Origin of the sequence: Bradyrhizobium sp. SZCCHNR1051, assembly GCF_032489615.1 — a bacterium.
GTDB lineage: Bacteria > Pseudomonadota > Alphaproteobacteria > Rhizobiales > Xanthobacteraceae > Bradyrhizobium.
Genome location: NZ_JAUEYJ010000016.1, coordinates 1 through 12166, shown reverse-complemented (window position 1 = coordinate 12166; position 12166 = coordinate 1). Strand labels below are relative to the sequence as shown.

Annotated in this window: 10 protein-coding genes; 6 read left to right on the top strand and 4 right to left on the bottom strand. The window is 66.1% G+C overall.

Features of this window, described 5'->3' with window-relative positions:
- The first annotated feature begins 19 nt into the window (after positions 1-19).
- The gene (locus QW868_RS20030) at positions 20-478 is read left to right on the top strand and encodes a cupin domain-containing protein (protein ID WP_315741178.1); all 459 of its coding nucleotides are present in this window, start codon (positions 20-22) and stop codon (positions 476-478) included.
- Between the two features lie 10 nt (positions 479-488).
- Here QW868_RS20030 and QW868_RS20025 read toward each other — a convergent pair whose 3' ends face one another.
- The 4 genes from QW868_RS20025 to QW868_RS20010 form a co-directional block, all read right to left on the bottom strand.
- Positions 489-1736: a flavin-dependent oxidoreductase gene (locus QW868_RS20025; RefSeq protein ID WP_316231293.1), complete on the bottom strand. Its 1248-nt coding sequence runs from the start codon at positions 1734-1736 to the stop codon at positions 489-491.
- Between the two features lie 54 nt (positions 1737-1790).
- The gene (locus tag QW868_RS20020) at positions 1791-4139 is read right to left on the bottom strand and encodes a bifunctional salicylyl-CoA 5-hydroxylase/oxidoreductase (protein ID WP_316231292.1); all 2349 of its coding nucleotides are present in this window, start codon (positions 4137-4139) and stop codon (positions 1791-1793) included.
- Between the two features lie 87 nt (positions 4140-4226).
- Entirely contained in the window at positions 4227-5063 is an 837-nt protein-coding gene (locus QW868_RS20015; protein WP_316231291.1) for an enoyl-CoA hydratase family protein, read from the bottom strand.
- 42 nt (positions 5064-5105) lie between these two features.
- Positions 5106-5867: an SDR family oxidoreductase gene (locus tag QW868_RS20010; protein ID WP_316231290.1), complete on the bottom strand. Its 762-nt coding sequence runs from the start codon at positions 5865-5867 to the stop codon at positions 5106-5108.
- Between the two features lie 168 nt (positions 5868-6035).
- Here QW868_RS20010 and QW868_RS20005 point away from each other — a divergent pair, with 168 nt between their 5' ends.
- Genes QW868_RS20005 through QW868_RS19985 form a run of 5 tightly spaced genes read left to right on the top strand, consistent with a single transcriptional unit; the run spans position 6036 to position 11763 of the window.
- Positions 6036-6863 (top strand): alpha/beta hydrolase, encoded by an 828-nt coding sequence (locus tag QW868_RS20005; protein ID WP_315779417.1) that lies wholly within the window; start codon positions 6036-6038, stop codon positions 6861-6863.
- Complete coding sequence (locus QW868_RS20000) at positions 6863-8149, top strand: acyl-CoA dehydrogenase family protein (protein ID WP_315773055.1); 1287 nt, start codon at positions 6863-6865, stop codon at positions 8147-8149. The genes QW868_RS20005 and QW868_RS20000 overlap by 1 nt, the downstream gene beginning before the upstream one ends.
- A gap of 2 nt (positions 8150-8151) precedes the next feature.
- On the top strand, positions 8152-9666 hold the full coding sequence (locus QW868_RS19995) for a long-chain fatty acid--CoA ligase (protein ID WP_316231289.1): 1515 nt from the start codon (positions 8152-8154) through the stop codon (positions 9664-9666).
- A gap of 19 nt (positions 9667-9685) precedes the next feature.
- On the top strand, positions 9686-10780 hold the full coding sequence (locus QW868_RS19990; RefSeq protein ID WP_316231288.1) for an NAD/NADP octopine/nopaline dehydrogenase family protein: 1095 nt from the start codon (positions 9686-9688) through the stop codon (positions 10778-10780).
- A complete protein-coding gene (locus QW868_RS19985) occupies positions 10777-11763 on the top strand; it encodes a 3-hydroxybutyryl-CoA dehydrogenase (protein ID WP_316231287.1) in 987 nt (328 codons plus the stop codon). The genes QW868_RS19990 and QW868_RS19985 overlap by 4 nt, the downstream gene beginning before the upstream one ends.
- The last annotated feature ends 403 nt before the right edge of the window (positions 11764-12166 follow it).

Below are 12166 nucleotides of genomic sequence, written 5' to 3'. Positions count from 1 at the left end.
ACAGGGAGCGAAAACCAACATGAGCCATCCGGAAATCGCCGGCATCACCCGGGCCAATGAGGGCATCCAGGGCATCTCCTGGAACATCCTCGGCCAGATCTATGTGCCGAAGAACCGCACCGAGCACAGCTTCTCCTGGCATGCGACGTTCCCGGTCGGCACCTTCGTGCCGCCGCACATCCATCCCGACCAGGACGAATATCTCTACATCCTCGAAGGCCGGCTCGACTTCTTCCTCGACGGCGCCGAGGAATACGCCACCGCCGGCGACACGGTGCGGCTGCCGATGGGCAAGCCGCACGGCATCTTCAACAAGTCGCAGCAGACCGCGAAGACGCTGTTCTGGGTGTCACCGACGCGCCGGCTCTATGACCTGTTCTGGGCGATCCACAACATGCGCGAGCAGAATCCGGACGACGTGGTGAAGCTCGCCGCCGAGCACAACATCCACTTCCTGCCGCCGCCTCCGGGGGCGTGAGGATCTGATGCTACGAGGCTTGCCGCGTCACCATCCGCGCGGCAAAGCCGGCCCGGCTGGCATAGCCGCGCACGATGCCCTCGCGGGCCTCGTAGTTCAGGATGGTGTTGATGTCCGTAAACCCCTGCGGCGCAAGCTGCTCGACGGCATCGATGACGCCCTCGGGGCCGCCGCGGCGGTTCGAGGCGACGATCTCGGCGGTCATCGGCAGCCGCTTCTGCTCATAGGCCATCAGCGCCTGGCGCGGATGCTCCGAGCGGGCCAAGGCGTCGGCGAGCGCGCGGGCATCGAGAATGGCCTGCGAGGCGCCGTTGGAGCCGACCGGGTACATCGGATGCGCGGCATCGCCCAACAAGGTGACGCGGCCGCTCGACCAGTACGGCAGCGGATCGCGGTCGCAGCAGGGATATTCCCAGAACTCCGGCGTCGCCCGCACCATGGCGGCGAAGTCGACCTGGGGAATGGAGAAGCCGTTGACATGCGGCATCAGCTCGTCGGCCTTGCCGAGCCGCGACCAGTCCTCACGCCGCGGCGGCGCGGTGTTGGCATCGCCGATGCGCACCAGCACGGCCCAGTTGGTGAGGCGGGTCGCGGGGCTCGAGCCCTCGGCGATCGGATAGATCACCGCCTTGGCGTTGAGGCCGCCGGCGATGATCATCGACCGCCCGGTCAAAAACACCGGCCAGTCGGTGGCGCCGCGCCACAGCATCAGGCCGTTCCAGCACGGCGCGCCCTCGTTGGGGAACAGCGTCTGCCGGACCTTGGAATGGATGCCGTCGGCGCCGATCAGCACGTCGCCACGGGCGGTGTGAACATGAGACCCGGTGCGGTCGAAGAAATAGGCGGTGACCCCGCCCTCGTCCTGGGTGAAGGCGCCGAGCCGGCAGCCGGTGTGGACCTTCTCCGGCCCGAGCCGCTCCACCACGGCCTGGTGGATCACGCTCTGCAGCCGGCCGCGGTGGATCGAGAATTGCGGCACGTCATGGCCGGCGTCGAGCCCGCGGGTCTCGTGCCAGACCTCCTGGCCGCGCCGAGTCAAGTAGAACAGCTCATAGGTCCGGATGGCGACTTCGTCGAGCCGGTCCAGCAGCCCGAGCTGGGCGAGCTCGCGGATCGCATGCGGCAGGGTGTTGATGCCGACGCCGAGCTCGCGGATCGCATCCGCCTGCTCGAACAGCTCGCAATCGATGCCGCGCGCCCGCAGCATCAGCGCCGTGGTCAATCCACCGATACCGCCACCAACGATGATCGCCTTCATCGCGCCCTACTCCACTCGCACCAGACGTATCGAGCCCCAGCGTGGCATGGAGGCTCACTCCGCCGCAAGCGGCTTCGACGCCTCGGCCTTCAGCTCCGCCCGCGTTTTCGGCTTAGCCTTAATCTTCAGCTCCTCGAAATCCTGCCGATCCCGCACGCTGTTGCGGAAGATCTGCTCTTTGCCCGGCAGATATTGCGGCGGACAGAACATGTCGGCGCCATACCAGGCCGCGGCCTTCATGGTGAAGGCGGGGTCGACCAGATGCGGGCGGCCGAGCGCGACGAGATCGGCGCGGCCGGCGGCCAGGATGGTGTTGACCTGATCGGCCGAGGTGATGTTGCCGACGCACATGGTGGCGACATGGGCCTCGTTACGGACCTGGTCCGAAAATGGCGTCTGGAACATGCGGCCGTAGATCGGCTTGGCCTCGCGCACCGTCTGGCCGGTCGAGACGTCGACGAGATCGACACCGGCCTCGCCGAAGGCGCGGGCGATCAGCACCGCGTCGTCACCAGTGACGCCGCCGTCGGCCCAGTCGGTGGCGGAGATGCGCACCGACATCGGCTTGTGCGCCGGCCACGCCGCGCGCATCGCCGCGAACACTTCCAGCGGGAAGCGCAGCCGGTTCTCCAGCGTGCCGCCATAGTCGTCGGTGCGCTTGTTGGTCAGCGGCGAGATGAAGCTCGCGAGCAAATAGCCGTGGGCGCAGTGCAGTTCGAGCATGTCGAATCCGCAGCGGTTGCCACGCTCGGCCGCAGCGACGAAGTCGGCCTTGATCGCATCCATCGCCGCGCGGTCGAGCTCGCGTGGCACCTGGCTGTCAGGGAAGTACGGCAGCGGCGACGCCGACACGATGTCCCAGCCGCCCTGCTCCAATGGCCGGTCCATGCCGTCCCACATCAGCTTGGTCGCGCCCTTGCGTCCGGCATGGCCAAGTTGCAGCGCGAACTTCGCTTGCGAGTTGGCGTGAACGAAATCGACGATGCGCTTCCAAGCGGCCTCCTGCGCGTCGTTCCACAGACCGGTGCAGCCGGGCGTGATGCGGGCCTCGCGGCTGACGCAGGTCATCTCGGTAAACAACAGACCGGCACCGCCGATCGCGCGCGAACCATAATGCACGAGGTGGAAATCGCTGGGCACGCCTTCATCTGCCGAGTACATGCACATCGGCGACAGCACCGCGCGATTTGCGATCGTCATCTCGCGCAGCTTGAGCGGCTGGAACATCGGCGCGACCGGCTTCTCGACGTCGACGTCGAAGCCCTTGGCGCGAACCTGCCGCGCGAACGCCTTGTCAACCTCGGCCACGAAGTCCGGCGCGCGCAGAGTGAGATTGGCGTAGGTGATCGCTTTCGAGCGCGTCATCACGCCGAACGCGAACTGCACCGGATCGAAATCCCAGAAGCGGTCGACGTGCTCGAACCAAACCAGCGACACGTCGGCGGCATGCTGCGTCTTCTCGACCTCCTCGCGGCGGCCGTGCTCATAGAGATCCAGTGCGGCCGGAATGCTGGGCGCGCGCTGCATGGCATCAGCGAGCGCGATCGCGTCCTCCATCGCAAGCTTGGTGCCCGAGCCGATCGAGAAATGCGCAGTCGACTTGGCGTCACCGAGCAGCACCATGTTGTCCTTGACCCAGCGCTTGTTGCGGATCATCGGGAAATTGCGCCACATCGAGCGGTTGATCAGCAGCGGATGGTCGCCGAGGAACCAGCCGAAGATCTCCTTCATGCGGTCGGCGGACTGCCGCTCGTCGAGCCCGGTCAGGCCGGCCCGCTCGAAGGTCTCTGGATCGGTCTCGAAGATCCAGGTCGAATGGCCCGTCTCGTACTGATAGGCGTGCGCGATGAACGGGCCCCACTCCGTCTCCTGGAAGATGAAGGTGAAGGCGTCGAGCGGCTTGGTCGATCCCATCCATGCGAACTTGTTGGCGCGCAGATCGACCTCGGGCTGGAAGTGATCGACGTATTTCTGGCGGAAGCGGCTGTTGATGCCGTCCGACAGAATGAGAAGATCGGCATCCGCGAACTGCGACTCATCCTCGAGGTCGACCTCGAACTGCAGGCTGACGCCGAGTTCGCGGGCTCGCTCCTGCAGAATTCTCAGCAGCGTACGGCGCGAGCAGCCGCAAAAGCCGTTGCCGCCGACGCGGTGCACCGTGCCGCGGAAGTGTACGGCGATGTCGTCCCAGTAGGCGAACTCCTGGGTGATCCGCTGGTAGCTCGGCAAGTCGTGCTTCTCGAAATTGTCGAGCGTAGCATCGGAGAACACCACGCCGAAACCGAACGTGTCGTCGGCGCGGTTGCGTTCGTAGACCGTGATGTCGGCGCCGGGCCGCTGCTTCTTGAGCAGTATCGCCGCATAGAGACCGGCGGGTCCGCCGCCGATGATCGCGATCTTCATGAGCGCCTCCGCTGGAGTGCCGAGCCAACCGAAATTATTTTAACCCTAAAATATTTCCTGGCAAGCCCCTTCGGTTCCCTCCGCTTGTCAATTGCCCTGGAAGACCGGCTTCGACTTGGCCGCGAAGGCCTCGAAGGCGCGGTTGAAATCCTCCGTCGTCATGCACAAGGCCTGGGCAACTGCCTCGGCTTCGATCGCCTCCTCGACCGACATCGCCCATTCCATCGCCAGCATGCGCTTGGTCATCGTGTTGGCGAAAGTCGGGCCGTTCGCGATCTCGGTTGCCAACACCACGGCCTGCGCCAGCACGTCGGCGGGGGCGACGATGCGGCTGAAGAAGCCCCAGCGCTCGCCCTCCTCCGCGCTCATGAACCGGCCGGTGTAGAGCAGTTCGGACGCGCGGGACTGACCGATGATGCGCGGCAGGATCGCGCAGGCCCCCATGTCGCAACCGGCAAGGCCGACCTTGTTGAACAGGAACGCGACCTTGGCACCGGCTGCAGCCAGCCTGATATCGGAGGCCATCGCAACGATCGCGCCAGCGCCTGCACAGATTCCTTCGACCGCCGCGACGATCGGCTGCGGACAGGCCCGCATCGCCTTGACGAGATCGCCGGTCATCCGGGTGAAGGCGGTCAGACCCTTGGTGTCCATCTTCACCAGCGGACCGATGATCTCGAACACGTCGCCGCCGGACGAGAAATTGCCGCCTGCACCGGCCACGATGATCGCCTTGACGTCATCGTCGAACGCGCAGGCCCGGAAGAAGTCGGTCAGTTCGCGATAACTCTCGAAGGTCAGCGGGTTCTTGCGCTCGGGCCGGTTCAACGTCACGGTCGCGACGCGATCCTTGACCGCGAGCAGGAAATGGCTGGGCTTGTAGTCCGCCAACGGCACGGTGACGGGATTGGCGTGTCTCGACATGTCAGCTTCCTTCCTTCAAATCTTATCGTTGGGCGTTACGGTCTACACCTCGCCGCCGGCCACAGCGATCGCCTGTCCCGTGATCGCACCGGCACCGCTGCCGCACAGCCACAGCACGGTATCAGCAACTTCCTGCGGCATGATGAGCCGCCCCTGCGGATTATGCTTGGCAAGCTCGGCGATCGTTTGCTCCCGGCTGCGGCCGGTCTTCTTCATGATGTTGTCCACGCTGTCGGCGACGAGATCCGTATCGGTGAAGCCTGGGCAGACTGCGTTGACTGTCACGCGCGTCGCAGCCAGCTCCAGCGCGAGCGAGCGCGTCAGGCCGACGACAGCATGCTTCGCTGCGGTGTAGGCGCTGACGTAAGGATAGCCCTTGAGCCCTGCCGTGGACGCGACCGCAACGACGCGGCCATAGGACTTTGCCCTCATCGCCGGCAGCACTGCCTGCACGGCATGCACGACACCCATGAAATTGATGTCGATCATGCGACGGAACAGCGCGGCATCCGATTTCAGGAACGGGGCGGACTCGGCACTTCCGGCATTGGCAATCAGGATGTCGATCGGCTGGCGCGCAACAGCGGCGGCAACGGCCGCGTTCAGCGCGGCCTGATCGGCAACATCGGCAATGGCGGCGTAATCGGCGCAGCCGGCTGCGATCGCCTCATCGAGCGTTGCGCCGTTGCGCCCGACGATCGTCACGGTTGCGCCGGCAAGCTTCAGGGCTTGCGCGATCTCGCGGCCGATGCCGCGTCCGCCGCCCGTCACCATCGCATGCGCAGCTGCAGGCAATCCCGACACGCGCGCCTCCTCATCTCTTGCAATACGATCGCGGCCTCGAAGTTATTTTAAACTTCAAATTTTTGCAACAACACGCCCGAAGCGCCTTGACACCCCGGTTGCCGCGACTAGCGTTCAAGGGCCTGGAGCGAGCAGCGTAGCGGTATCAGGCATATCTTGGAGGTCTGCGTGCCTGCGTCGCAAATCACCACCACGAAGGACGGCCGCTTCGGCTACGAGGCGTCGGGGGCGCCCGAGCGGCAGACCGTGGTGTTCCTGCACGGCATCGGCGGCGCGGCACGCGCCTGGCGCGGTCAGCTCGACTATTTCGGCGAGCGCCGCCATGCGGTGGCCTGGGACATGCCAGGCTATGGCCAATCCGCCCGGCTCGAGACGGCCAGCATCACCACGCTCGCCGCTGCGCTTCAAGATTTCCTGAGCCAGATCGGCGCCAAGCAGCCGATCCTCGTTGGTCATTCCATCGGCGGGATGATCGTACAGGAATGGTTGACGACGCATCCGCAGGCCGCGTCGGCCGTGGTGTTGGCTCAGACCAGCCCGGCCTTCGGCAAGGCCGACGGCGACTGGCAGAAGTCGTTCATCGAGGCGCGTCTCGGACCGCTCGATCGGGGCGCGACGATGGCGTCGCTGGCGCCGGACCTGGTCAAGGAGTTGGTCGGCGACGATCCCGATCCGCGCGGCCTTGAAATTGCAACCTCCTGCATGGCCGGTGTACCCGAGGCAAGCTATCGCGCCAGCATGCTGGCCCTGCTCGGTTTCGACCGGCGACAAGCCTTGAAGGACATCAAGGTGCCGACGCTGGTGCTCTCGGGCTCGAAGGATCGCAACGCGCCGGCGCCGATGATGGAGAAGATGGCGAGCTTCATTCCCTCGTCGGACTACGTCGAACTTCAGGGCGCCGGCCATCTCGTCAATCTCGAACGGCCCGGCGAGTTCAACGCCGCACTCGATACGTTCCTGACGACACATGCAACACCAGCGACAGCGGAGAGATGATGACGATCCCGGTCCAGAAGACGGCGATGGCCTCCGGCGAAGCCCTCGATGCGCCGATGTTCGATCCGGCCCCATATCGGCTCACGGCCGAGCAGGCCGACATCATCACACGGGCCCGGGAACTCGGACAAAGCGTGCTGGCGGGCCGCGCCGCGACCTGGGATCGCGAGGCGAGCTTTCCGACTGAGAACTACAAGGACCTGCATCGCGCGGGCCTGCTCGGCATCTCCGTTCCCAAGGCTCTCGGCGGCCTCGGCGCGGGCTACCAGACCTATGCACTCACCGCCGCCGAGATCGGCCGCTATTGCGGCGCCACCGCGCTGACCTGGAACATGCACGTTTGCTCGACCTTATGGTCCGGACCGCTCGCCGACGATCTCGACATGGACGAGGACGTCCGCGCCGAGCACGAGCGGCGGCGCGCGATCCACTACAAGCGCATCGTCGACGACGGCGCGATCTATTCGCAGCCCTTCTCGGAGGGTGGCGCGGCGGCAGCGGGCGGCGTCGCGTTCGGTACTGAGGCCAAGCCGGTCAAGGGCGGCTGGCTGGTCAGCGGCAAGAAGATCTTCGCCTCGCTCGCCGGACACGCGGACTATTATGGTGTGCTATGCACCGAGGTCAGCGAGGGCGAGAAGGCATCCCGCCGCAACACGCTCTATCTCGCGGTGCCGGCGAAAACGGAGGGCGTCTCAGTCGTCGGCGACTGGGATCCGCTGGGCATGCGCGGCACGGTGTCACGCACGCTGCTTTTCAAGGATGTCTTCGTCGAGGAGGACGCCGCCTTGATGCCGCGCGGCGTCTATTTCCAGGCGGCGATGCGCTGGCCGCACATGTTCATGACGTTGTCGCCGACCTATATGGGGTTGGCGCAGGCTGCGTATGACTTCACCGTCAGATATCTGCGCGGCGAGGTGCCGGGCATGCCGCCGGTCAAGCGGCGGATGTACCCGACCAAGCAGATCGCGGTCGCGCAGATGCAGATCAAGCTGGAGCAGATCAAGGGAATCTGGTTCCAGGCCGTCACCGAGGCGCGAGCCAATCCGAGCAAGGAGCAGGTGCTGCGCGCCTATGCGGCGCAGTACTCGGTGATGGAGGGGGCCAATGATCTGGCGGCGCTCGCCATCCGCACCTGCGGCGGACAATCGATGCTGAAGACGCTGCCGCTGGAGCGCATCTATCGCGACAGCCGTTGCGGCTCCCTGATGCTGCCCTGGACCGCCGAATTGTGCCTCGACCGCATCGGCCGCGAGGCACTGTACGAGCCCGGCGAGACGGACGACTGAGCGTGGACCTCTGCAGCCTGATCGAGCGCAACGCGGCGTTCACGCCGGACAAGCCGGCGATCCACTTCGAAGGCAGGACGCTGAGCTATGCCGATTTCAGCGAGCGCATAGCGCGGACAGCGCGGGCGCTGAAATCCGAGTTCAGCGTCGGACGCGGCGACCGCGTCGCGATTTTGAGCCTCAACCGGCCGGACTATCTGGTCTTGCTCTATGCCTGTGCGCGACTCGGCGCGATCCTGGTGCCGCTGAACTGGCGGCTGGCGGTGGCCGAGCAGGTCTTCATTCTCTCGGATGCTGCCGCCAAGGTGCTGGTGCTGGAGCAGGCGTTCGCGCCGGTGCTGCCGGCGCTCGCCGAGAGCCATCCGGAGACCGTGCCGGTCGGCATCGACTTTGCGCCGTCGAGCGGATTGCAGATCGACGATCTGCTGGGCCGCGGTCACGGCGATGATCGCAACCCGCACATCGACCTCTCCTGCCCGCTGCTGATCGTCTACACCTCGGGCACCACGGGCCGGCCGAAGGGCGCGGTGCTGCGCCAGGAGGCGTTGCTGTGGAACGGGGTGATGAGCCAGCACATGCATGGCCTCACCTCCGACGATCACGTGCTGACGGTGCTGCCGCTGTTCCATGTCGGCGGCCTCAACATCCAGACCACGCCGGCGCTGCATCACGGCGCCACCGTTACGCTGCACGCCCGCTTCACGCCGGATTCGACACTGGCGGCGATCGTCAACGAACGGCCGACGTTGACCGTGCTGGTGCCGGCAACCATTCAGGCCGTCACCGAGCATCCCGATTGGAACGCGACGGACCTGTCCTCGCTGAGAGCTGTTGCGACCGGATCGAGCATCGTGCCGCCGGCGCTGATCGAACGCATCACCGCACGCGGCGTGCCGGTGCTGCAGGTCTACGGCTCGACCGAGACCTGTCCGATCGCGGTCTATACGCGGCTCGGCGGCGACCTCTCGCGCGCAGGCTCCACCGGCCTGCCCGGGCTGTGCTGCGAAGCCAAGATCATCGACAAGGACGGCGACGAGCTTCCGGCAGGCAAGGCGGGCGAGATCGCCGTGCGCGGGCCCAATCTGTTCTTCGAATATTGGGGCAACGCCAAAGCCACGCAGCAGGCGATCCATGACGGCTGGTACCGCACCGGCGACATCGCCCAGCGCGATGCGGAGGGGAACTTCTTCGTGCTCGAGCGCAAGAACAACATGATCATCTCCGGCGGCGAAAACGTCTATCCGGCCGAGATCGAGCGCGTGCTCGGCGAGCATCCCGACGTCGTCGAATGCGGCGTGATCGGCCGGCCCGATCCGCGCTGGGACGAGGTGCCGGTAGCGTTCGTCGTCAAGCGCCAGGGCTGCGCGCTCGATGCGGACACCTTGCGCGCGCATCTGCAGGCGCAGCTCGCGCGCTTCAAGGTGCCGCGCGACATCGTGTTCGTCGACGACCTGCCGCGCACTGCGCTCGGCAAGGTGCAGCACCATCTGCTGCGCCAGATCGATGGCCCCAAATGATCGGCATGGAGACGCGCTCTTGAAAATTGCAGTGCTCGGCGGCGGCAACGGCTCCTTTGCAGCGGCAGGCGATTTCGCGCTCGGAGGTCACGAGGTCCGGCTGTGGCGCCGCGATGTGGACGCTGTCGCGCAGCATCGCGCGGCGGGCTCGACGATCATCGTCAAGGACGTCAATGGCCGTCATGAGGCCAGGCTGGCGCTGGTCACGACGGATATCGGCGAGGCCGTCTATGGCGCCGAGCTGATCCTCTGCCCGGCACCGGCCTTCGCGCAGGCAGCCATCGCGCACCAACTTGCGCCGCATCTCGTCGACGGTCAGGTCGTGTTCCTGCCGCCGGCGACCTTCGGCACCATGATCTTCGCGGCGGCCGCGCGTGATGCAGGCAATGAAGCCAACGTCAGCTACGCCGAGACCGGCACGCTGCCCTGGCTGACGCGCAAGCACGGCCCGTTCGAGGTCGCGATCACCATCCGGGCCAAGCGGCTGCCGGTCGGCGTGTTTCCGCTGAACACGGCCGCACATGCGCTCGATGTCATCGGCCGCGCCTTCCCCGGCGTGATCGAGCCCTGTGGCGACGCGCTGTCGGGCGCGCTGATGAATGCCGGCTGCATCATCCATCCGCCGCTGATCGTGATGAATGCAGGTCCGATCGAGCATTTCGAGCGCTGGGACATCCACAAGGAGGGCACGCAACCTTCGATCCGCCGCGTCACCGATGCGCTCGATGCGGAGCGGATTGCGGTGCGCGAAGCGCTCGGCTACGGCGCGCCGCATTTTCCGCTGGCGCATCACTACGCCAAGGAGGGCGAGATCTGGATGTACGGCCGCGGCTCGCACGACCGGCTCACCGATTCCGGCGATTGGCGCGAGCAGCTCGTGCTGACGCAGCACCGCTACATGCGCGAGGATCTCAGGCTCGGCCTGTCGTTCCTGATCTCGGCCGCCGAGCTGAGCGGCACGCCGACGCCGCTCGCCCGCGCCTTCCTGGCCATCGGCGCTGCGATCTGCGGCGAGGATTTCATGGCAACGGGACGCACGCTCGCCCGCCTCGGCCTTGGTGGTCTCGACCGGACCGCGCTGCAGGCGCTGCTGCGTGATGGATTTGCTCAATGAGCGCGCGCGGTCATATCGCCTGCCTCGGCGCCGGCCGCATGGGCCGCGGCATCGCCGTGGCCTTCGCCTATGCCGGTCATCCCGTGACGATGATCGACATCAAGTCGCGCACGCCGGAGGAGTTCGCCGGGCTCGAGCGCGACGCGCTCGGCGAGGTCGGCGCGACGTTCGCGACCTTGGCGCGGCTCGGGATGCTGCAAGCCGCCGATGCCGAAAAGCTGATGGGCAAAATCACCGTCGCGCCGGCCAGCGCGAGCGGCGATGTGCTGGCGCAGACGACCCTGGTGTTCGAGGGCGTGCCGGAGATCGTGGACCTCAAGCGCGAGGTGCTCGGGGCAGCGTCGCGCGCGGTCGCGCCCGACGTGATCATCGCCTCGACGACCTCGACGATCCTGGTCGATGATCTCTCCGGTGCGGTGGAGCGGCCTGAGCGCTTCCTGAATGCGCACTGGCTCAACCCGGCCTATCTGATCCCGCTGGTCGAGATCTCGCCGGGCCAGGCGACGGATCCCGATGTCACGGCGCGGCTGAAGGCGCTGCTCGAAGGCATCGGCAAGGTGCCGGTGGTCTGCGCGGCCACGCCGGGCTTCATCGTGCCGCGCATCCAGGCGCTCGCCATGAATGAGGCGGCGCGCATGGTCGGCGAAGGGGTCGCCAGCGCCGAGGAGATCGACAAGGCGATCCGCTACGGCTTCGGCTTCCGCTACGCCGTGCTCGGCCTGCTCGAATTCATCGACTGGGGCGGCGGCGACATCCTCTACTACGCCAGCCGCTACCTCGAAGGCGCGCTCCACAGCGACCGCTATCGCGCGCCCGAGGTGATCGAGCGCAACATGGCGGAGGGCCGCATCGGCCTGCGCACCGGCGCCGGATTCCTCGATTATTCCGGTATGGATGTCGCAGCCTATCGCGAGCAGCGGCTCGGCGCGCTGGTCGACATGCTGCGTCACTTCAAGCTCGCCCGGCCGCCGGTTGTGGATTGAGCACGCAGCGAGGCTGATCGTCGCGTGGCGCATAGTCTTCCTTCTCGACTGCATCAACATCACCGCTATCGTCCCGGCCTCGCGACCGTAGGGTGGGCAAAGGCGCGCAGGCAGCACTGCGCACCGCATGCTGCGCTCCATCGCGCGCCGTGCCCACCATTTCGCTCCGCATGCACGGATGGACGGTGGGCACGCAACCGCCCTGCGGGCGGTTGCTTTGCCCACCCTACGGCGGCGCGGCTGTAGGTTTCTCGCGGATATAACTCATCATCGTAGCGAAGATGGATGATAAGCGGAGTGCCCGTGAATGCGCCCTCTCCCCTTGTGGGCTACGGGATTCCCGGTTTTATGCTTTGGGTTGCAAGTAGATAGCCTTCAAGCATTGCAGCGAGACGATCCCAGC